Genomic DNA, 23,579 nt, shown 5'->3' on the forward strand with positions numbered 1-23,579 from the left:
TAAGTATCGAAGGAGTGATGTCATGAACAATTTAAAAAACAGAAGTTTTTTAACTCTTATGGACTATTCTCCAGATGAAATAAAATTTTTACTTGATTTATCATCAGAATTAAAAAAAGCAAAATATGGCGGATATGAAAAACAAAAATTAAAAGGCAAAAATATAGCACTATTATTTGAAAAAGATTCTACAAGAACTCGTTGTGCTTTTGAAGTGGCTGCATACGATCAAGGGGCTCATGTAACTTATATTGGGCCTTTAGGCAGCCAAATGGCTAAAAAAGAATCTATAAAAGATACTGCTAGAGTACTTGGAAGAATGTATGATGGAATAGAATATAGAGGTTTTTCACAAAATATAGTTGAAGATTTAGCAAAGTACTCAGGAGTACCAGTTTGGAACGGACTTACTGACGTTGATCATCCAACTCAAGTGCTTGCGGATTTTTTAACAGCATACGAACACCTAAAAAAGCCATATAATGAGATGACTTGGACATATGTAGGTGATGGAAGAAATAATGTTTCCAATGCACTTATGATTGGTGCTGCTAAAATGGGAATGGATTTTAGAATAGTGGCACCTGAAAAATTATTTCCATCTCAAAATCTTATGTCTAAATGTCTAAAAATTGCAAGTGAGACTGGAGCAAAGATTACATGCACAGATAATATTGCAGAAGGAGTTAAAGAAACAGATGTAATTTATACTGATGTTTGGGTATCTATGGGAGAGTCAGAATCCATCTGGGAGGAAAGAATAAATTTATTAAAACCCTTTCAAGTTAATATGAACATGATAAAGTTAACAGGTAATCCAAATGTATTATTTGAGCACTGTCTGCCAGCTTTCCATGACTTAAATACAACAATTGGGATGAAAATTTTTGAGAAATTTGGATTAAAAGAAATGGAAGTTACAGATGAAGTATTTGAAAGTAAGCACTCTGTTGTATTTGATGAAGCGGAAAATAGAATGCATACTATAAAAGCTGTTATGGTTGCTACACTTGGAGAATAATTATTAAAATTGATAGATTTTGATTTTAAAGGAGGAGGCATATGAAAGCAAAACTTGTATTAGAAGATGGAACAGCTTTCATTGGGAACTCTTTTGGTGCTGAAGGAGAGGCATTAGGAGAAGTAGTTTTTAATACATCTATGACTGGTTATGAAGAAATTTTAACAGATCCTTCTTATAAAGGTCAGATGGTAACCATGACTTATCCGCTAATAGGTAATTATGGTTTTAATAATATAGATAAAGAATCTTTTAAACCTCAGGTTAATGGATTTATTGTAAAAGAAATATGTGACGCTTCAAGCAATTGGAGGGGGAATATTTCTCCAGAGGAATATTTTAAAGAATATAATATTGTAGGAATAAAGGATATTGATACAAGAAAACTTACAAAACATATAAGAAATTTTGGAAGCATGAATGGCATTATTTCTACTAAAGATGAAAGTATAGAAGAACTTTTAAATAAAATAAAAGAAAATAAACTTTTGAAAACAAATCTTGTTAAAGAAGTAAGCACTACTGAAAAATATCATATTGAAGGTAAAGGTAAAAAAATAGCTGTATTAGATTTTGGAGTAAAGCAAAGCATTTTAAGGATTTTACAAAATAAAGGCTGTGATATATATGTATTTCCTTATGATTCTACTCCAGAAGAATTATTAGAAATTAATCCAGATGGAATTTTACTTTCAAATGGCCCAGGAGATCCAGAAGATTTGCCGCAAGCTTATGAAAATATAAAAAAACTTTTAGGGAAAAAACCTATAATGGGAATATGCTTAGGACATCAATTATTAGGTATAGCTCTTGGAGGTAAAACCTATAAATTAAAATTTGGACATCATGGTGGTAATCATCCTGTAAAAGACTTTATTACAGGTAAAATTTATATAACATCGCAAAACCATAATTATGCTTTAAAAAATAATTTTAATAGTGATATTATTATTACACATATTAATGTAAATGATGGTACTGTGGAAGGATTTAAACATAAATTTTTACCAATTATAAGTGTTCAATATCACCCAGAAGCAGCCCCAGGACCACAGGATTCAAACTATATATTTGATGATTTTATAAAAATGGCAGGAGGGAATAACTAATGCCTAAAAGAGAAGATATAAAAAAGGTAATGGTAATAGGCTCAGGTCCTATAGTTATTGGGCAGGCAGCAGAGTTTGATTATTCAGGAACACAAGCTTGTAAAGCTCTTAAAGAAGAAGGTATAGAAGTTATACTTGTTAATAGCAATCCTGCCACTATTATGACCGATATGGATATTGCTGACAAGGTATATATAGAGCCAATTACTTTAGAATTTATAAAAAAAATCATATATAAAGAAAAACCTCAAGGTATTCTTCCTTCATTAGGCGGCCAGACTGCTCTTAATATGGCAGTAGAATTAGCTAAAGATGGTATATTAGAAGAATTAGGCATTGAACTTCTTGGAACTTCTTTAGAATCTATTGAAAAAGCTGAAGATAGAGAACTATTTAAAAAAATGATGGAAGAAATAGGAGAAAAAGTAGCTCATAGCACAATTGTTACTACATTAGAAGATGCTGTTGCTTTTGTAGAAAAAGTTGGATTTCCTATAATTATTCGTCCTGCTTACACATTAGGTGGAACAGGAGGCGGTATTGCAAATAATATGGAAGAATTTAAGTATATTGTAGGCCGCGGATTAAAGCTTAGTATGATTCATCAAGTTTTACTTGAGCAAAGTGTTGCTGGATGGAAAGAGATTGAATATGAAGTTATGAGAGATCAAGCCGACAACTGCATAATAATTTGCAATATGGAAAATTTCGATCCAGTAGGAGTTCATACAGGAGATAGTATAGTAGTAGCGCCAAGCCAAACATTATCTGATAAAGAGTATCAAATGCTTCGTTCTGCTTCTATAAAAATTATTCGTGCTCTTAAAATCAATGGAGGTTGCAATATACAGTTTGCTTTAAATCCAAATAGTTTTGAGTATGTTGTAATAGAAGTTAATCCGAGAGTAAGCAGATCTAGTGCATTAGCATCAAAAGCTACAGGATACCCTATCGCAAGGGTAACAGCTAAAATAGCAATAGGCATGAATTTGGATGAAATAAAAAATTCTATTACTAAAAATACTTATGCTTGTTTTGAACCATCATTAGATTATGTAGTTACAAAGGTCCCAAGATGGCCTTTTGATAAATTTACAACAGCAAATCGTTCCCTTGGAACACAAATGAAAGCCACTGGAGAAGTTATGGCAATAGGAAGAACTTTTGAAGAATCTTTATTAAAGGCAATAGATTCTTTAGATATCAAATTAGACTATCAATTAGGGCTAAAGCAATTTGAAGATAGAACTTTAGAGCAGTTAAAAGAAATTATTAGTGTCCCTAGCGATGAAAGAATTTTTGCAATATGTAAGGCGTTACAAAAGGGTATTTCCGTAGAAGAAATTATAGACATAACTAAAATAGATTATTTCTTTATAAAAAAATTAGAAAAAATAGTTCTTTTAGGTGAAAAAATAAAAAATACAAATATTGAAGATATTAGCTATGATTTAATGTACGAAGCTAAAAAAATAGGCTTTGGAGATACTTATATAGCTAATTTGTTAAATACTTCTTTAAAGAAAGTAATAGAGAAAAGAAGACAATATGGCATAAATCCTGTATATAAAATAGTTGATACCTGTGCTGGTGAATTTGAAGCTGTTACTCCTTACTATTATTCAACTTATGAAGAGGAAGATGATGTAGTAGTAAGTGATAGAAAAAAAGTTGTTGTTATAGGTTCTGGGCCTATAAGAATAGGGCAAGGTATTGAATTTGATTATTGCAGTGTTCATTCAGTACAGACACTTAAAGAACTTGGATATGAATCTATTATTATAAATAATAATCCTGAAACTGTAAGTACTGATTTTGATACTTCAGATAAACTTTATTTTGAACCACTTACTAAAGAATGTGTTTTAGATATTGTTGAAAAAGAAAAACCTGAAGGAGTAATCGTCCAATTTGGAGGTCAAACAGCTATTAATCTTGCAGCTCCTTTAAATAAGGCTGGAGTTAAAATATTAGGAACTGCTGTAGACAGAATAGATATTGCAGAAGACAGAGAAAGATTTCTTAGACTTTTAGAAAAACTTAATATACCGCTTCCTCCTGGAAGTACTGCTTTTAATATAGAACATGCTTTAGAGATTGCACAAAAAATAGGATATCCTGTTTTAGTAAGACCTTCTTATGTACTTGGTGGAAGAGCAATGGAAATTGTATATAATGATAAAGAATTAAAGCAATACATGCACCTTGCAGTAGATATTTCTATAGAACATCCTGTACTTATAGATAAATATATTTCAGGAAAAGAAGTAGAAGTTGATGGAATATCAGACGGCATAGATGTTTTAATACCTGGAATTATGGAACATATAGAAAGAGCCGGTATCCACTCAGGAGATAGCATAGCTGTATATCCACCTCAAAGTATTAGTGAAAATGTCAAAAATACTATTGTTAATTATGCAATAAGCCTTGCAAAAGCCTTAAATATAAAAGGTCTTTTCAATATACAATTTGTAATTGATGAAAATAATAAAGTATATGTAATTGAAGTAAATCCACGTGCAAGCAGAACAGTTCCTATACTTAGCAAAGTTACAGGTATACCTATGATAAATTTAGCTACAAAAATTATTATGGGTAAATATTTAAAAGATTTAGGATATAATACAGGATTAGTAAAAGAAACAGATTTTGTTGCTGTAAAAGCACCAGTATTTTCTTTTTCAAAACTTTCAATGGTAGATACATTTCTAGGACCAGAGATGAAATCTACTGGTGAAGTTATGGGAATTGATAAAGATTATCATAAAGCTTTAAGAAAGGCTCTTGAAGCTTCTGGACTTATTATTCCAAAGGATGGTAATGTGCTTTTATCTATAGCAGAAAGAAATAGAGAAGAAAGTTTAAGTATTGCTCAAAAGCTTTCTGATTTAGGATATAAATTATATGCTACAGATAATACTTACACTTATTTTAAGGATAAAGGTATTAATGTTTTACTAGTACCTATGGAAGAAGTACAGCAATATATAAAAACGGATAAAATTGATTTTATAATAAATACTCCTACTAATGGAAAAATAGTTAATAAAAATGGATTCTCTTTAAGGCGTACAGCAATGGAATATAATATACCATGTATTACATCTTTAGATACTGTTAATGCTATACTTGAAACAATTAAAAAAGATAAAGAAAGTAATATAATAAATATATATCCTTTAAATGAGTATTCATCACGTAAGTTTAAGGATATAAAAAATAAAAATTTAGAAGTTAGAAAAGCTAAATTTGAAGATATTGAAGAAATATATAAAATAACAAAAGAGGCTTTTAAACAATACAAAAAATATGTTCCAGAATCTAATGATTTAGAGGCACTTACAGAAACATATGAAGATATAAAAAAAGATATTGAAACAAAGGAAGTATTTGTAGCTTTATTTAATGATGTAGTTGTAGGAAGTGTAAGGGTTGAAATATTACCTGATAAAACTGCATATCTAAGCAGATTTTCAGTATCTCCTGAACTCCAAAGACATGGAGTAGGTAGTGCTTTATTAGATGCAGTAGATGAGGCTATGAAGAAAGCTTCTGTAAGTAAGTTATCTCTTCATACTTCAACAAAAGCTTCTTATCTTATACACTGCTATTATAAACATGATTTCTATATTGAATCTACTACAAAAGATAAAGGATATATAAGGGCATTATTAATTAAAGACTATATTTATGATGAAGAAAGTAACAATAAAAATGTCAACTAAAATTAATTATTAAAAATTTAATTTTGTCATTTAATGTCGGAAAAAATTTACAAGAGAATTATTGACATATTTGTAATAGAGGACTAAAATCAAGACTGTGAACAAGCTTGTTCACAGTCTTGATTTTTTAATTTTTTAATTAACTTAGTTAAACTTTTAACTAAGTTAAAATGTATATTATATGAACAGAGGGATGTTAATATGTTAAAAAAAGACAATTTCTACGTTAGTATTATCTATGGTTATTTTAGGGACAAGTGCTTATGCATCTGGAACAGTAAGTATAGCTATTTATAAGGATAAAACAGGAGCTGACAGTATTTCTCAATATTGCAGTAGCTTTGTAGATGGTTATGGATTTAATGACAAAAGTTCGGAGCGTGCACTTTGGTATGAAATATACAGATCAGTAACTGGACCAGACCAAAGAGTAGATTATCTTTGTAGTAAAATGGCACCTAGTACAGGAACTAATACAAAATTTAAACAAGTAATAAATCAAGAAAAAGTAAGTGCAGGTAACTATTACGTTCATTTGGATCCAGATGGAGCTCTTACAAAAGGCTGTTGGGGTGCAGGTAATCTTGTAGATTAATGCTTTTTATTAAGACTTATGATAACCTTAGTTATCATAAGTCTTAATAATATTGATTAATGCTCACGTGCGTATCAATTACTGAAAGGGGAATATAATTTGAAAAATAAAACAGCTAATAATCATGTAACTAAAAAATTATTAAATTGTATTAAAATACAAAATAGATTTACTTTTAAATCATATTGGTTTTACTTGGTAATGGCTTTATGGATAGGAATATTATTAATGCAAGTACTAATTATAATGCCAGAAAACCAAGAAATTGGAACGTCATTAACATTATCAGCATATTGGGTACAAATATTAATATTTTTAGGTTTATTTATAGGATATTATTATGGTAAAAATGAATTTTATAATAATTGTGATGAAATAATAGCATCACTGCCTAATGCTTATGTATTAAAACAAATATCTAAGATAATTAATATTATAATTATAGGTTTAATTATATTCATAACATCAACTGTTGCAATTATGTCATATTTTTTTGTTAATAAAGTAAATGCGATTTACTATTTTTCTTCTATTAAATATATTTTTCTTTATTGGTTTCTGACATTTATTATAAGTGGGATTTTGGGTATTATTCTAGGGAATGTTTTTTATTCTAAGGCAGTATATTTTATTATTATTTTTGTTGGACTTTTAGTTGGTCCTATTTGTATGGATATAATTGATCCATTATTAGATCAATTTCATATAATATTACACCCATATTTTATGGCAATAAATTTAGGACAGTTAGATCCTCATAAAGGTATGAATTCTTTATTTGGATATGAAATGCAAAAAGAGTTATGGATTATAAGATTAATTTTAATTTTATGTTTATGTACAGTATTAATAATATTATTTTATCGTTATGAGGAAAATAAAATAAAGAAAAAAATTAATACTGCTTGCACTATACTTATATTAATTATGCTTACGACAAGTTATATAATATCATTTAAATATGTTAAACAACATTATTATAAATATGTTATGGATGATATTGAGCAAAAATATGGTATTCAAAATAATATAAAAAAAGATGAGAAAAAATTTGAAATAATAAGTTCAAATATTGTAATGAATACAAAAGGTAAAATATCAATGATTGTTAAAATGAATATAAAGCCTAATAAAGATGCAGATAAATTAAATTTTATATTATATCAAGGTTTTAAAATAGACTCAATAAAGATAAATGGGAATAATGTATCTTTTATAAGGAAGGATGACGATATAACTATCAATCAAAAATTTACAAAAAATGAAAAATTCGATGTAGAGATGGAATATAAAGGGCTTCCATTAAATTATTTATATCAAGATACAAATGCATGGATGCTTCCTGTTAACTTTGCATGGATGCCATTTATTGGATCAGGACCTGCCGTAATAAGGAATTCAAATGATATATATGATTTATCATTTAATTATATCCAGCAGGAAACTCCTGTTAATTATGAGATTATATATATAGGATCAGGTAATCCAATATGTAATTTAGAGATTGTTGGTAAGAATCATTGGAAGGGAACATCAAAATCAGGAATTTCAATGGTTAATGGTTGGATTAAAGAAGGATATACAGATGATGGTAAAAGATTTTATTACCCTATATCTTATAAAAAATATGATGAATATGTTCCTAAGATGATTAAAGAATTCGAAAAAAATCAAAAGATAATATATAATGATTTTAATATAAATAAAAATGATACAAGCAATGTAAAAACCTATTTATTTTTGCCTAATGTGTATCTTAGAAATGATGGTATATACAATTTTGATGATCATTTAATCTTATCTATAAATGAAGCATATTCAGATGGTGAATTTCTTATTTATCCTGATGTTACAATGAATTGGATATTACAATCAACTATTTATGATAAGTATTGGAATGATAATCAATTATCTATGCAAGAATATTTTACTAATTCATACATAACTTGGTATATTAAAAGATTTAAGGATAACTATTCAAATAGCATGCCAATTACCAATATGTTAAAATACAAAGAAGGTGTTTATGAAAAAATTGGAGATAAAGAGTCAGCAGATTTATGTAGAAAGCTAAATGATTTTATAATGAATAACAGTGATGATAAAATTAAAATGTTTTTTATAAATTGGCTTAAGATGGCTAATAGTAGTTCTGAAATAAATTTTAATAGCCTTGAAAAATTAATGAACTAATTAACTTATAAGGTGGGATATTATGACACTAAATATAAATAATATTGTTAAATACTTTGGTAAAAATAAAGCATTAGACGGCATAAATATTTCTTTAGAACCAGGTATTTATGGATTATTAGGCCCTAATGGTGCAGGAAAAACAACATTAATGCGTATTTTAACTACAATTATTAATGAAGATTCGGGTACAATAACATATGGTGATTTAAATTGGAATAATAAAAATGATGTAAGAAAAATAATAGGATATTTACCTCAAAAATTTTCTTTGTATAAAAATTTAACTGTTGTACAAGCTTTAGAACATATTGCTATTTTAAAAGGTATAGAAAATAATATAAATAGCCAAGTAATTGATGTTATAGAAAAAGTAAATCTTATTGAGCAAAAGGATAAAAAAATTGGTCATTTATCAGGAGGAATGATTAGAAGAGTTGGAATTGCACAGGCTATTTTAGGAAATCCAAATATAATTGTAGTTGATGAGCCAACTGCAGGATTAGATCCAGAAGAACGAATGAGATTTAGAAATTTGATTAAAGGGTTAAATAGGAATAAAAATAATATAGTTATTATATCCACTCATATTGTAGATGATGTTGAAATGATGTGTGAAAAAGTAGCAATTATGGATAAAGGTAAAATTATATTAGAAGGTAAAATTGCTGAAATCAAGAATTCTGCAAAGTATATAGTATGGGAAGCGGAAGTATCAAATGAAGAATTTTTAGACATAGAAAAAAATTTCATAATAACTCGGCAAAATAAAACAAATACTGGATATAAATTAAGGCTATTATCGGCAAATAAACCAATTAAATCAGCTAAGCAAGTTCAGCCAAATTTAGAAGAAATATATTTAAGCTTAATTGGGAGAGAGTTAAATTGAAAATAAAAAATATACTTATAAATGAATGGAAATCATTAGGCATAAGTGCTTATATACCATTTTTAGTGTATATTTTGTTACTTTTTTATTGCAGATTATTTCGTGATGATCAAAGAATTATTATATTAGCATTACAAGCTGTGCTGCCAGTAATGTCTTCATGGTGGGTTGTCCTATCTTTTTATAATTTAGTAGAGGAAGAAGGAAAGGAGGTTTTTTTCTCATATCCTATGAATCGTTGGTGGATAGGAATAGGTAGATGTTTAGCATTTTATATATTACATATGATTATTACTTATATATTAATCATATTTTGTAGTGTAGATAGTGTTAACATAATAAATGTTTTTATTCAGCTTGCCATACAAAGTTTTTTCTTTACTGGATTGAGCTTTATGCTGGTTTTATTGACACAAAACACGTCAGTTAGTATAGCAATTCCATTTGGATATTGTACTTTTGAGTTATTAAGCGAAGGCAAAATATTAAGTTTTATTAATATCTATAATTTTAAAGTGCAATTTCAATTAGCAGAGATCTCAATGAATAGTAATATAATATATATACTGTTACTATCTTTATTATTTATGTCAATAGGGCAAGCTTTGATATTAAATAAATTTGGTATTTATATAGAGGGAAAAAGGTAGCTAAAGATTTAAAATGAACATTGACATAATAAAACAATTTAAAAATAAATCCAGTAGAAAGCATTTACGGCTATCTACTGGATTATTTTATAAAATAAAAATTTATAAGTGAGTTATGGAAAATTTTGAAGTTTACTTATAAGATAATCACTATAAAATTATACTTTAATTTGTTAAAAATTTATCTAATATAAATAAAAATTTTTTCAATAGCAATTTATTAAATAAAGTTATATAATAAAAACAGTGTTAATTATTAAATTAAATACATAAAATGGAATATATAAGTTCTTTTATATATAATTTATCATTAAACTTTGTTTTTAAAATATCAAGGGCTTTTAAAGGGGTGGGCACTATGGAAATTGTGGTAAAAAAATTAAAAAAATTAAAAGTAGGGCCAGTAAAAAATTTAATAAAAAAACTAAAAGAAAATTTAACAAAAGAAAATATAAAAAAAATTATAAAAAAATTAAAAGAAAAACTAAAAGAACATAAAAAATTAGCATTAACTATAAGTATTTTACTCGGGGGGTTAATTTTTATATATTTTAGTTTATCGATATATTTTATAAATCATTTTTATTTTGGCTCTAAAATTAATGGTATTAATGTATCGGGGAAATCAGTAAATAAAGCAAATGAAATAATAAAAGCTGAAATTAATAAATATGTTTTAAATTTAAAAGAGAAAGATGGAAAAGAAGAACAAATTAAATCCAGTGAAATTGGATTAAGATGCAATCCAAATGAAGATTTTAAAAAGCTTAAAAACATACAAAGTCCTTTAAAATGGGGAGCGGATATTTTTAATAAGGAAAAACGTGAAATAGAGATAAATCTACATTATGATAAAAAATTATTAGAAGATAGAATAAATAAATTAAATTGCTTAAACGATAATATAATTGAACCTAAAAATGCAAGTCTTAAATATGAAAATAATAAATATATTATTGTAAAAGAGGTAATGGGGAATAAAATAGATAAAAGTGTCTTATATAAAAATATAGAAACATCTATAATTAAAGGGAAAACTGTAATAGATTTAGAAAATACAAATTGTTATATAAAACCACAATATACTTCAAATTCACAAAAGGTTATAGAAGCTAGAGATATTCTTAATAAATATGTATCTTCAAATATTACATATTTATTTGGAGAACAAAAGGAAGTTATAGATTGTAATATAATAAATAAATGGCTTGTGGTTGATGAAAATTTTGAAGTAAAAATTAATGAAAAAGAATTAAAAAAATATATAGATATGATTTCAAACAAATATAATACAGTTGGTAAAAAAAGAGATTTTTTAACATCGTCAGGTAAGGTAATTAAAATTGGCGGTGGCGATTACGGATGGGCAATTAATAAGTCTAAAGAAATTGAAGATTTGATTAAAATTATAAAAGATGGACAAACAGTAACAAAGAAACCAACATATAAACAAACAGCTGCGGTTTATGGACAAAATGATATAGGAAATACTTATGTTGAAATAGATCTTACAAAACAGCATTTATGGTTTTATAAAAATGGATCATTAGTAGTAGATGGAGATGTTGTTACAGGTAATGTAAGAAAAAAGAATACAACACCACCAGGAATTTATAGATTAAAATATAAACAAAGAAATGCTACTTTAAAAGGAGAAGACTATGTAACTCCTGTTGATTTTTGGATGCCTTTTAATGGAGGTATAGGAATTCATGATGCAAAATGGAGAAGCAAATTTGGAGGGGAGATATATAAAACCAATGGTTCTCATGGATGTATAAATTCACCATATTATTTAGCAAAGACAATATATGAAAATATTCAAGTAGGAACTCCTGTTGTTTGTTATAATTAAATTTATGGTTTCCTATAAGAGTGCTATATTTTGTTTAAATATAAAAATATGTAGCTGTGTTAATTCTCAATAAAAATACCTTTTGTATGATAATCATATTGTATAAATAAAATATAATTTGAATAAGCGTCAAATAACTATTAATTAAAAGCTATTTGACGCTTATTGTATTTATAATTAAATTACCTTTTTTATATCATAAAGTGAACTTAAAACAAGCCAGTTTTGAGGGAAATATTGACCTATAGTCCAATAACTTACACCTCCGAGTTTAAATTCATTAACTAATTTAAGCTTTGCATTTATGCTTCTAGCATCTTCAAACCATACTATATGCTCTCTGCCGTTGCTGTCATAATAATTAAAATATGGAGATTGAGAAATGTTATCATATTGTATTACTGCTCCAACTTTAGCTGCAAGATTAACTGCACCTACATTAGAGAGTGTAGTTGCACTAGTACCTTGTTTATAAGGTAGAGTCCAATCATATCCATAGTTTGGTATTCCCATTAATATTTTATTTTTAGGTATAGCTGTAACTGCATAATCTAAAACCCTTCTAACAGCATTAAGAGGTGCTACTGCCATTGGAGGCCCAAATGTATAACCCCATTCATAAGTCATAAGTATAACATGAGAAACTAATTTTCCGTGGAAAGAATAATCATGAGCTTCATATAAAACACCTTTTTGATTTTCAGATACTTTAGGAGCTAATGCTGTTGTTACAAAATATCCTAAAGGATTTAACTTATTTACGGCTTTTTCAATAAAGTTATTATATAGTTCTTTATCTTTAGGATATATATATTCAAAATCAATATCAAGCCCATAATAATTTTTGTCTTTAAGAGTTTGAATAACATTATTAAGCAGTGTGTTTTGTAAATTTTCATTTGATAAAATAGTATGGGCTAAATCACTACTAAAGCCTTTGCCTTCTAGAAGATTAGTAATAACTAAAAGCGGTGCAACATTTGCTTTTCTTGCTTCTTCAATAAGAGGAGTATCATTAATAGGTCTTAAAGAACCATCTTCTTTTACTTCGTGACTAAATATACTTAAGTATGTTAAATATGGGAGGGTTTTTTTAAAAACCGTCATATCTATATTAGGAAAAGCATATCCATTTACTTCAATGGTTCCAAGTTTTTTTGTTTTTGATGGTATATTAATTATTTGGCCTGGATATATCCAAGATGGATTAGCTATGTGAGGATTTGCAGCTATGAGTTCATCAATTGTTAATCCATAAATTGAAGCAATAGTATAAAAACTTTGATTAGGAGTAATAACATGTTTTCTTACTCCTTCAATAATAACTAAAGTTTGCCCTATAACTAATCTATTTGGATCTTCAAGTTCATTATAAGATGCAATTTTATCAAGAGGGACATTATATAAACGAGAAATAGAATAAAGAGATTCCCCTGGTTTTACAACATGAATAATCAAAAAATTTCCCACCTTTTTACATAGTCTAATTTAATATATGATTTGATGTAAAAAATTGATACAAAATATAAAAATTTTTAATATATTAAAACCATTGGCATATAAAGCAGAATATATCATGTAGATTTAATTGAATTAAATACCAATTGGTACCATTCCATACCCAGCAAATGACAGTATTTTTTAATATTGAAATAGGTTTTGCCCAAAATGCAGCTTCATTATTTAACCAAATATAAGTAAGTCTATATAAGCATGGAAGAATAGTTGAAGGTAAAACTAAATTAATTCCAGGGGTTTTTTCAAATCCAAGTGCATGAGCTTTATTTTTATCAGGTATAAAATTAGGGGGTGGAAATTTAGGCGGATTTGAATTTAATGTAATATCCCAGCCTACAGGCTGAGGTGCACACCCTCAGCTTCTATAAAAACTATATTTATACATATTATACACCTCCTGTAAATATATTCATAAAATGTGTAATTTTAAATTTATATAAAAGTTAATCATTAAATCTTTTATTCTTTCATAGATATAATATGAGTTATATATAAAATTTGCTAATAAATTTATTAAAACTATGCACCATTTTTTATGCTCATTAATAAAATATTAATATGAGTTAAATTTATGAGGGGATAGTTAAAGTGGCATATGATAATAGAGAATTATTAGCAAGAATAATTAGGTGTGAAGCTGGTGGAGAGGGAGAAAATGGTATGAAGGCAGTTGCCACTGTAATTATGAATAGAGTAAATGTAAGTGGTGGCGAATATTTAAGAGTATGCCAAGGTGATTTAAGAAAAGTAATTTATCAAAAAGGACAATTTGATTGTGTCCGTTCTGTTATTAATGGTCAGCCAAATCCTCAAACTATATGGTCTAATCCTCCAGAGGATATACATTATAAAATAGCAGATTGGGCATTGGCAGGAAATAAATTATTTACTGTAGGTGCTTCTCTTTGGTATTTTAATCCTTTTAAACCATCTTGCCCTTATATGTTTCCATACAATGGATCAGGAAGTTTTCAAGTAAGAGTAGTGCAGCATTGTTTTTATAATCCAACAGCATTATATTTTGAAACTTAATAAAAGGAGGTTTTTTATAATGAGTGAATTTAATGAAGATTGCCCTTTTAGAGAGCAAATGGAAGGAGTATCTATGATGCCTGGATACATACCAATGCCTATATCGGCTCAGCAAATGTATCCACAGTATCAAGGTATACCGGGATTTATACCTGGGATGCCATATTTTATGACAGATGGGACTACTGCAGTACCACCATATCCAACACCTCAAACTCTTCAAGGTATAGCAGATTCAAATTTTGAAACAGCACCTGGTTCACCTGTTCAGCAGGATATAAATTACACACAAGGATATTTAAGAACACAAATTGGCAAAAGAGTTCTTATAAGTTTTTTAATTGGAACTAATACTTATCAAGATAGAACAGGAGTTTTAGAGAAAGTAGGAATTAGCTATGTTATTTTAAGAGAACCAGAGGGAACAGAATTACTTTGTGATATTTATTCAATTAAATTTGTTAGAGTTTTTAGTGAAACAAAATAAATAATAAATATTAAAATTTTGTAATTAACCTTAAAAAATAAGAGAGTAATTAGTTTTATATAAAATCAAATATAATTACTCTCTTATTTTTTATAATTTATTCTATTATACTAACAAGCTCTTCTATAGATTTTTTATCTTTTTCTTCAGGAGTTTCATCACCATAACCTATAGGAACAAGTATACAAGGTTCCATTCCATCTGGTATGTTTAATATTTTACTTACTACATCTCTTTCAAACCAACCTATATAGCAAGTTGCTAAACCTTCATTAGTAGCTGCAAGTACCATATTTTCTACAGCAATAGCTGTATCAAAATTTTTTCCTTTTTCGCAGCATGCTATCATAAGTATTGGAGCGTCATATAAGAAATCTTGATGACAAGCTTTTGAAACAATTTCTTTTCTTTTTTCTGTATCTTTTACAAATAAAAATTTATAAGGCTGACGATTATTACCTGAAGGAGCAAGTTTTATAGCTTCATAAAGTTTTTGAAGCTTTTCATCAGGAACTTCCTTTTTTTTATACTTACGAATAGCTCTTCTTTTTTTAATAACTTCATTAAAATCCATTTTATTACCTCACTTTCTTTAAATAATATTTTATCACATTATAGTATCTATTAGTAAATAAAAATAATTATTATATATAACATGAAAATTAAATAGTTTAGTAAAATAATAATAAGTATTAAAACATATATTTAATTAGAAAAATTAATTGTGCTATCAAACGAGTAACTAAACAGGTATTTGTTTGATAGTTTTTTATATTTAAAAATTTTAAATATAAAAATCCTTTTGATAAAAAATATTATATGAGATAATTATAATATAACATCTATATGAAATGGAGGAGCATTTATGAAAATTTTAATTATGAAAGTTAAACTTAGAGCGTGTTGGGTACATTCACTAAAGGAAAAGAGAATGGTTGTTAAAAGTATTACTCAAAAGCTTATAAATAAATTTAATATATCGGTAGCAGAAGTAGATGAACAAGATATTCATCAAATAATAGTAATTGGTATAGCAGGAATATGTGGAACTTCAGCACAAGTGGATTCTACAACGGAAAATATCATAAGATTTATAGAAAATAATACAGATGCTGAAATAATTGATATTCATAGAGAAGATATTATAGACGTATAGATTATATATAAGTATAAATTTAAATTTTTTATTAATTCATTATTGATATTATTAAAATTATATATTATTATATAAAATATGGTAAATTTTACTAGAGAGGGGACAAAAATGGGGAAAATATTTAAAAATAACAAAAATCAATTAAGAGCTGGCTGGGAAATTTTATTTGTCATGGCATCTTATATGTTTTTTACAGTTGTAATTTCTGCAATAACAGGTATGGTATCAGTAATATTTATAGCTAAAAATGTACCAATGGAGCAAATACCAAATACAATAAATAATTTTATGCAAGCAAATCCATTAGGAATTTTATTAGCTCAAATTATGGATTTTATAGCATTAATTATTGTACTTACAATAACTATAAAAGTTATAAATAAAAAGAAGTTTAGTGATTTTGGTTTTGCATCTATTACAAAAAATTATAAAAATTTGCTTTTAGGTCTTTTACTTGGAGCAATTTCTATGACTATTATATTTTTTATACTTATAGTTACTGAAAATATAAAAATTGAGGGAAGTTTAGGAAAACCTAAATTTTCATCTTATACTTTTTATGGATTAATTTTATTTATAATTGTAGGAATTAAAGAAGAGCTCCTTTCAAGAGGGTATTGCATAACTTTATTAAATAATCATATGAAAAAACCATGGCTTTCAATTATCATATCTTCAATTATTTTTTCAGCAATGCATTTTTTTAATCCTAATGTAAAAATTTTAGGACTATTTAACATAGTTTTAGTAGGAATATTATTTGGTTATATGTTTGTAAAAACAAAAAATTTGTGGATGCCTATTGGATATCATATAACCTGGAATTATTTTCAAGGAAACATATTCGGATTTCCAGTAAGTGGTACAGATCCTCATGGTATATATACTATTAAAGAAGTAAATGATAATATATTAACTGGTGGAGCTTTTGGACCTGAAGCAGGAATAATTACAACTATAATTATAATTATAGGAATGATAATTGTATATAAATTTTCAGATGTTAAAGAAATGCCTGCAACAAATTATGTACCATTAGAAAAATTATAAAATAATTTTTAAAAAGCTGTATCAAAATATATTTATTTTGATACAGCTTATTTTTTATTCTGTATACAGTTTAAAATGATTTTTAAACAAAATGTTAAATTTTAGAAAAACTTTCTGATATTGAAGGAATATTCAGAAAAATATAGAAATATATATTTAAGGAAACTTAATATAACTTACTATATAAAATTAAGGAGGGTACTACTATGCCAGATAAAGGAAAGAGCAAAAGCGGATCAACTAAAAAAGGAGACAAGAAAAAAGAAAAAAAAGATAATAAAAAGAAATAGTATTAATATTATTAAATTTTTGCTTTAAATTAAACTTATAATTAAGATTTGCAAAAACTTTGGATATACTATATATAAAGGAGATACTTTTTGTATCTCCTTTATTTTTTTATAGTAATTAATACTATATTTGCCTATTAAAATTATACATAATATATGTTTTGCTTTTTACCATTCTCCTGGGTAAGCAACTATATGTAAAGTTACTGGTCTTCTACCCCAATTTATACATTCTTCTTCTGAATTCATATAAAGATCTATAATATTACCCTTAATAGCACTCCCTGTATCTGAAGCAATAGCATAACCATATCCAGGTATATAAACCTTTGAACCCAATGGTATAAAGGAAGGATCTACTGCTATAGTACTTAAACTATTAGGATTTCGTATAGGCTTTAATCCCATAGCTGTTAATGTACCTCCAGTATAAGCTGTAGCGGTCATAGTGTATGTAGCTTTATAACTACCTGTATTCCCTCTTGAAGGTGAAACATTTTGGCTTGTTGTAACTGAGGCTTTTTCAGCTTCAGCTTTCTTTTTAGCTTCTTCCAACATAGAATTTAATTTTTTATTTCCTAAAGATACATAACTTTGAGCTTTATTTTTTACAGAAATAGTACTTATTTGGGGAATTAAGCTATTTAAAGTATAAATAGCATTTTTTATATCATCAATACTAGAAGAACTAGAATCAATAATATGTACAGCATGTGATATAAGTTTTTCTTCATTTTCTTTTATTAATTGTGCTGCAGCAGCTTTTTCCTTTTCATACTTTAAAATTAACTCTTCAAGTTTAATTTTATCTTCATTTATTTTGGCAAGATTTTCTTCATTAGATTTTTGTAAATTTTCTAATTCTTGTTTTTTTGTATTAAGATTTTCTATGGCTTTATTTAAAACTTTTCTTTTTTCTTCTAATTCATTTAATATTTTTTTATCAAGCAATACAATTCTTTTTATAGATTCTATTCTATCTAAAAGGTCTGCAAAATTTTCTGATGACATAAGAAGGGTAAAAAAGCTTTCACTATAACTGTTTATATACATAGCTCTAAGTCTTTTATTTGCAGTTTCTTGAGTTTCATTTACCTCTTTTTCTAAATTTTCCATATTCTTTTTTTGAGCTTCTATAAGTTTATTGTTTTTTTCTATATTTTCATTATTAATTTTAATTTCTTTTTTTAACTTGTCTATTTGAGAATTAAGTAAAGATATTTCTTTATTAGTATTCATTATGTCGTTATTAATTTGCTGAAATCTTATTTTACTTTCAACCAATGAATTTTTAGGATTATCAGCAAATACATTAACAGGGCTTGTACTAAATAAAATTATAGTTACTATAAATATAGATAATAATTTTTTCACAATTTATACCTCCTTCTATAGTTTATATTATAACATATAATATAATTGTTATATTTAAATTATAATTTTAGTAGGTAAATATAGTATTAATTACTATGAAAAATAAAGGAGATACAAAAGGTACCTCCCATATACATAATTTTTTCATCTTTCAAAATTAGAATATGAATTTTATGTTACATAGAACAAGATGATGTCTATCTATGTAGCAAGTTTTCTTATTTAACATTTTTATTTAATATATCTTCTAGAATGCCTAGTTCTATCATTTTTAAATTTAAAATATACCTATTATGATTAAATGTCTCTTCTAGTGGGCGTTTTGCAGTTAGCCAACCCTTACCGTCAGTTATCCAAATAAATTCATGTCCATCTTGTTCTATTAAATCAAATAATGTTTTATATTCACCAGCTGTTGCTTTAAGTTTAGAACCAGCACCATTATAGTAATTAGTTTCTACTAAAAATAGTTTATAACCTGTATTAATTGCAAAATCAAATCTTCTTTCTGATTTATCTACAGTAACATTGAAGTCCCATTTTTCTCTTATTTTTGTTGCAGTAGCTTGTTTTATATATTGATAGTTATATTTAGTACAAATTTTTTCGATAAAGTGTTCAACTATATTTTCCATAGCAGTACCAGAACGGTTTTTTCTACCATTACTATCTAAACCAACTTCCACACCAAATACATAGTCTACTAAATTTTTTATGGTATTATCTTTAAATATATTTATTAATTTGGTATTTTCTATAAAAGTTATGATATTTTCAATATCGTTGCTATTTAAATGTTTTTTATTAAAATCAAAAATTTTATAATCAAATTTGTCATTTTCATTTAAAGATAAAATTTCAAATTTATTTTCTCTACTCGCCAATAAATAAGGAAATGCTTTAATTACTTCAGGATGTTTATTTAAAAGATATTTAAGCTCTTCTTTTATATTTTCTTTACCGATTAAATAGTTTAAAGTATTAAGTTCAATTTCTATGTCCTTAATGTTATTTTTTACTTTACTCCAATCAATAAAATAATCCCAATTTTTAATAGAATCTTTTAGAGAATCAATTAAAAATGAAAAAGTATTTTTAGATTTATCATAAAGAAAATGATTTGTATTTTTCATATAAAGCCTCCTAAAAGTATCAATTATATATTATTTTATTCGACAAATTAATTTATTTCCCTTTTAAATGCTGATTTTATGTTTAATAATTATAAGTTTGGATAAACTTTCAATAGATTTTTAAGGGAGAGAGTTAATATGAGTGAAAAATTTAAACTAGAAACAACTACGATTTGGAGTTTTAAGGATAGAGGGAATTATTCTACACATAAAGGAGACTATCCAGGTAATTGGAGCCCATATGTACCTAGAAATATAATACTTAGGTACTCAAATAAAAATGATGTTGTACTTGACCAATTTGTTGGTAGTGGTACTACTTTAATTGAATGTAGATTGCTTAATAGAATAGGTATAGGCTGTGATATAAATGAAAATGCACTTAAAAAATCATTAGAAAGAACGAAAAATATAGAAGCAAATAACAAAACAATATTGTTAAAAAGAGATGCAAGAAATTTATTTGGCATTAAAGATAATTCTATAGATTTAATATGTACACATCCTCCATATAGTAATATTATTAGATATAGCAAAGCAATTGATGAAGATTTATCTTTGCTTGAGTATGATAATTTTTTAATTGAGATGGTAAAAGTGGCAAGAGAATGCTACAGAGTATTAAAGAAAGGTAAATACTGTGCAATATTGATTGCAGATATAAGGAAAAATGGATATATTAAGCCCTTAGGATATGAGGTAATGAATATATTTATAAATCAGAGATTTAAGCTTAAGGAAATAATAATAAAAGAGCAACACAATTGTAGTAAAACAGATTATTGGAGGGAAATTAGTGTAAAAAGAAATTTTTATCTCATCGCTCATGAGTATTTATTTATATTTCAAAAATAGTCATTTTTATAACAAAACATTTATGATAAAATTAAAGGAGTATATTCAATATAAAGGGTGTTAGTATATGCAGTTTTATAAAGATAAAAATATTGAGTTAATATTAGGCGATTGTATAAAAATATTAAAGAATTTAGAAGAAAAAAGTATTGATATGATATTTGCAGACCCACCATATAGACTAAGTAATGATGGAATAACATGTAAGTCAGGGAAAATTGCATGTGTTAATAAGGGTGGATGGGATCGCTCAAATGGATTTGAAAGCGATTATAATTTTAATAAAAAATGGTTAGAGGCATGTGATAAAGTATTAAAAGATAATGGTTCTATATGGATATCAGGAACATATCATATTATTCATTCAATAGCATTTGCATTAATGGAGATAGGTTATCATATTATTAATGAAATAGTTTGGTTTAAGCCCAATGCAGCTCCAAATATGAGTTGCAGATGTTTTACTGCAAGCCATGAAGTTTTGATTTGGGCAAAGAAATCAAAAAATGCAAAGCATAAGTTTAACTATGATTTTATTAAAGAATTAAACGGTGGAAAACAAATGAGAAGTGTTTGGGAAATACCAACTACTCCTAAAAGAGAAAAAAATTTTGGTATACATCCAACACAAAAACCATATCAGTTGCTATATAGATGTATAATGGCATGTACTGATGAAGGAGATATTGTATTAGATCCGTTTTGCGGTTCGGGAACAACTGGCGTTGTTGCAGTAGAAAATAAAAGAAATTTTATAGGAATAGATACTGAAGAAGAATATTTGGAATTAACAAAGAAACGAATACTACAGATGTACTAGGAGGAATAGAATTTGTCAGATTTAAATGCAAGACCATTTTTAAAATGGGCAGGGGGGAAAAATCAGCTATTAGCTCAATTTCAAAATTATTATCCACAAAAATTATTACAAGGTAAAGTAAAAAGATATATTGAGCCTTTTTTAGGTGGTGGAGCAGTTTTTTTCTTTTTGCAATCTCAATATAATTTTGAAGAAATAATTTTAAATGATATAAATGAAGAGCTTATATTAACATATTATGTTGCTCAAAATAATGTCAATGAGCTGATTGAGCAACTAGAAATATTAGAAAACAGATATTTAGAAGGAGATATGATTAAAAAAGAAGAAATATTCTATGAGCAAAGAGAATTGTTTAATATAGAAAAGAAAACATTAAATTACAATATGTTTTCAAATGAATGGATTGACCATGCATCCAAAATGATATTTTTAAATAAAACATGTTTTAATGGATTATATAGGCAAAATAAAAAAGGAGAATATAATGTTCCATTTGGGAAAAGGAAAAAGGTAACTATATGTGATAAAGATAATTTAATAGCAGTTAATAGTGCTCTGAAAAAAGTAAATTTATTAATAGGGGATTTTGAAAATGTAACTAATTTTATAGATGAAAATTCTTTTTTATATATAGATCCGCCATATAGACCATTGAATGAAACATCAAGTTTTAATGATTATTCAAAAATACCTTTTGATGATGAAAGTCAAAAGAGGCTTGCAGATTGGGTAAGAATAGTAGTTGATAAAAAAGGTGCTTGTTTTATGTTAAGTAATTCAGATCCTAAAAATGTAAATGGAAATGATAACTTTTTTGAGGATATTTATAAAGGATATAATATAGTGAGAGTAAAAGCAACAAGAAACATCAATAGTAAGGGAAGTGGCAGAGGAGAAATAAATGAGTTGCTTATCTATAATTACGATTTATAAAAAATTATAGATTTATTGTATAGTATTTTTAAAATCATAATCAATACCTTATTTTTATACTACAAATTAAAGTATTAATTGTTATATTACGATTGATATTAATTTAATAAGAATATATAATTGTTATTAAATAATTTTTTTTATTTAGAAGGTGATACATTATGGATAATAAATATAAAAAATATGAAACAGCAATATTTGCAGGGGGATGTTTTTGGTGCATGGTTTCACCATTTGATATTTTAGATGGAATAATTGAAGTTGTTTCAGGATATACAGGGGGATATCTTGAAAATCCAACATACAAAGATGTTAAATCTCAAAATTCAGGTCATTATGAAGCCGTAAAAATAACCTACGATCCAGAAGTTATAACTTACGATAAACTTCTTCAAGCTTATTGGCGTCAAATCGATCCAACTGATGATGGAGGTCAATTTCAAGATAGAGGTTCATCTTATAGGACAGCTATATTTTATACAACGGAAGAACAAAGAATAAAAGCAGAAACTTCAAAAGAAAATTTGGATAAATCAAAAAGATTTCCTAAACCTATAGTAACACAAATACTTCCAGCATCTAAATTTTATAAGGCTGAAGATTATCATCAGGATTTTTACAAAAAAAGTCCTACAGAATATAAGAGCGATAGAAAAATATCAGGAAGAGATGAATTTATACAAAAGTATTGGGGAGAAGAATACTATGATATTTACAATGATTAATAATAACTAATAGTAGATATTTTAATATAAATTATTATTAAATATTATTAATTAATTATATTTACTATATATAATTTCAATATATTAAAAGCCATGCAAAATAGCATGGCTTTTAATATTAATACTATATATTTTTAAGCTGTAAATAAAGTATAAAAGT

20 protein-coding genes and 1 pseudogene are annotated in these 23,579 nt (G+C 26.6%); 17 read left to right on the forward strand and 4 right to left on the reverse strand.

Annotation, left to right across the window (positions count from 1 at the left end; genetic code table 11):
* Positions 1 to 22 precede the first annotated feature (22 nt).
* The 9 genes and pseudogenes from argF (at position 23) to EGD97_RS07495 (ending at position 12,043) form a co-directional block, all read left to right on the forward strand.
* Positions 23 to 1,021, forward strand: coding sequence for an ornithine carbamoyltransferase (gene argF, locus EGD97_RS07460; protein WP_127836953.1), 999 nt, complete (start codon positions 23 to 25; stop codon positions 1,019 to 1,021).
* A 41-nt stretch (positions 1,022 to 1,062) separates the two neighbouring features.
* Positions 1,063 to 2,130 carry a glutamine-hydrolyzing carbamoyl-phosphate synthase small subunit gene (gene carA / locus EGD97_RS07465; RefSeq protein ID WP_127836954.1) on the forward strand — a complete coding sequence of 356 codons (1,068 nt, stop codon included), beginning with the start codon at positions 1,063 to 1,065 and terminating at the stop codon, positions 2,128 to 2,130.
* A pseudogene (carB, locus tag EGD97_RS07470) lies at positions 2,130 to 5,327 on the forward strand (carbamoyl-phosphate synthase large subunit); the annotation flags it as partial. The gene carA and the pseudogene carB, both read left to right, overlap by 1 nt.
* A gap of 81 nt (positions 5,328 to 5,408) precedes the next feature.
* On the forward strand, positions 5,409 to 5,858 hold the full coding sequence (locus EGD97_RS12575; RefSeq protein ID WP_228201993.1) for a GNAT family N-acetyltransferase: 450 nt from the start codon (positions 5,409 to 5,411) through the stop codon (positions 5,856 to 5,858).
* A 238-nt stretch (positions 5,859 to 6,096) separates the two neighbouring features.
* Positions 6,097 to 6,453, forward strand: coding sequence for a hypothetical protein (locus tag EGD97_RS07475; RefSeq protein ID WP_127836955.1), 357 nt, complete (start codon positions 6,097 to 6,099; stop codon positions 6,451 to 6,453).
* A 99-nt stretch (positions 6,454 to 6,552) separates the two neighbouring features.
* On the forward strand, positions 6,553 to 8,646 hold the full coding sequence (locus tag EGD97_RS07480; RefSeq protein ID WP_127836956.1) for a hypothetical protein: 2,094 nt from the start codon (positions 6,553 to 6,555) through the stop codon (positions 8,644 to 8,646).
* 22 nt (positions 8,647 to 8,668) lie between these two features.
* Positions 8,669 to 9,538, forward strand: a complete 870-nt coding sequence (locus EGD97_RS07485; protein WP_127836957.1) for an ABC transporter ATP-binding protein — start codon at positions 8,669 to 8,671, stop codon at positions 9,536 to 9,538.
* Positions 9,535 to 10,188 (forward strand): hypothetical protein, encoded by a 654-nt coding sequence (locus EGD97_RS07490; protein ID WP_127836958.1) that lies wholly within the window; start codon positions 9,535 to 9,537, stop codon positions 10,186 to 10,188. The genes EGD97_RS07485 and EGD97_RS07490 overlap by 4 nt, the downstream gene beginning before the upstream one ends.
* 358 nt (positions 10,189 to 10,546) lie before the next feature.
* Complete coding sequence (locus tag EGD97_RS07495; protein WP_127836959.1) at positions 10,547 to 12,043, forward strand: L,D-transpeptidase family protein; 1,497 nt, start codon at positions 10,547 to 10,549, stop codon at positions 12,041 to 12,043.
* Positions 12,044 to 12,220: 177 nt separating this feature from the next.
* Here the strand turns inward: EGD97_RS07495 and EGD97_RS07500 are convergent, their stop codons facing one another.
* Positions 12,221 to 13,501, reverse strand: coding sequence for a glycosyl hydrolase family 18 protein (locus tag EGD97_RS07500; RefSeq protein WP_127836960.1), 1,281 nt, complete (start codon positions 13,499 to 13,501; stop codon positions 12,221 to 12,223).
* A gap of 648 nt (positions 13,502 to 14,149) precedes the next feature.
* On the opposite strand from EGD97_RS07500, the gene EGD97_RS07505 reads away from it, so the two are divergent.
* Entirely contained in the window at positions 14,150 to 14,593 is a 444-nt protein-coding gene (locus EGD97_RS07505) for a cell wall hydrolase (protein ID WP_078682681.1), read from the forward strand.
* Between the two features lie 19 nt (positions 14,594 to 14,612).
* On the forward strand, positions 14,613 to 15,080 hold the full coding sequence (locus EGD97_RS12580; protein ID WP_228201991.1) for a hypothetical protein: 468 nt from the start codon (positions 14,613 to 14,615) through the stop codon (positions 15,078 to 15,080).
* 97 nt (positions 15,081 to 15,177) lie between these two features.
* Here the strand turns inward: EGD97_RS12580 and EGD97_RS07515 are convergent, their stop codons facing one another.
* A complete protein-coding gene (locus tag EGD97_RS07515; protein WP_078682680.1) occupies positions 15,178 to 15,654 on the reverse strand; it encodes a nitroreductase family protein in 477 nt (158 codons plus the stop codon).
* 291 nt (positions 15,655 to 15,945) lie between these two features.
* On the opposite strand from EGD97_RS07515, the gene EGD97_RS07520 reads away from it, so the two are divergent.
* Complete coding sequence (locus EGD97_RS07520; protein WP_127836961.1) at positions 15,946 to 16,236, forward strand: DUF503 domain-containing protein; 291 nt, start codon at positions 15,946 to 15,948, stop codon at positions 16,234 to 16,236.
* Positions 16,237 to 16,344: 108 nt separating this feature from the next.
* Positions 16,345 to 17,286, forward strand: a complete 942-nt coding sequence (locus EGD97_RS07525; protein ID WP_164850176.1) for a CPBP family intramembrane glutamic endopeptidase — start codon at positions 16,345 to 16,347, stop codon at positions 17,284 to 17,286.
* Between the two features lie 458 nt (positions 17,287 to 17,744).
* Here EGD97_RS07525 and EGD97_RS12745 read toward each other — a convergent pair whose 3' ends face one another.
* Both EGD97_RS12745 and EGD97_RS07535 read right to left on the reverse strand, forming a co-directional pair.
* Entirely contained in the window at positions 17,745 to 18,950 is a 1,206-nt protein-coding gene (locus tag EGD97_RS12745) for a 3D domain-containing protein (protein WP_323052680.1), read from the reverse strand.
* A gap of 218 nt (positions 18,951 to 19,168) precedes the next feature.
* Entirely contained in the window at positions 19,169 to 20,083 is a 915-nt protein-coding gene (locus EGD97_RS07535) for a type II restriction endonuclease (protein WP_078682677.1), read from the reverse strand.
* Positions 20,084 to 20,221: 138 nt separating this feature from the next.
* Here EGD97_RS07535 and EGD97_RS07540 point away from each other — a divergent pair, with 138 nt between their 5' ends.
* The 4 genes from EGD97_RS07540 to msrA all read left to right on the forward strand — a co-directional run bounded on the left by EGD97_RS07540 (position 20,222) and on the right by msrA (position 23,419).
* Positions 20,222 to 20,938 carry a TRM11 family SAM-dependent methyltransferase gene (locus tag EGD97_RS07540; protein ID WP_078682676.1) on the forward strand — a complete coding sequence of 239 codons (717 nt, stop codon included), beginning with the start codon at positions 20,222 to 20,224 and terminating at the stop codon, positions 20,936 to 20,938.
* A gap of 67 nt (positions 20,939 to 21,005) precedes the next feature.
* A complete protein-coding gene (locus tag EGD97_RS07545; protein WP_078682675.1) occupies positions 21,006 to 21,758 on the forward strand; it encodes a DNA-methyltransferase in 753 nt (250 codons plus the stop codon).
* A 12-nt stretch (positions 21,759 to 21,770) separates the two neighbouring features.
* Complete coding sequence (locus EGD97_RS07550) at positions 21,771 to 22,694, forward strand: DNA adenine methylase (protein ID WP_078682674.1); 924 nt, start codon at positions 21,771 to 21,773, stop codon at positions 22,692 to 22,694.
* A gap of 161 nt (positions 22,695 to 22,855) precedes the next feature.
* Complete coding sequence (msrA, locus tag EGD97_RS07555; RefSeq protein ID WP_127836963.1) at positions 22,856 to 23,419, forward strand: peptide-methionine (S)-S-oxide reductase MsrA; 564 nt, start codon at positions 22,856 to 22,858, stop codon at positions 23,417 to 23,419.
* The last annotated feature ends 160 nt before the right edge of the window (positions 23,420 to 23,579 follow it).

Source organism: Clostridium prolinivorans, from assembly GCF_004011155.1.
Lineage (GTDB): Bacteria > Bacillota > Clostridia > Clostridiales > Clostridiaceae > Clostridium_AT > Clostridium_AT prolinivorans.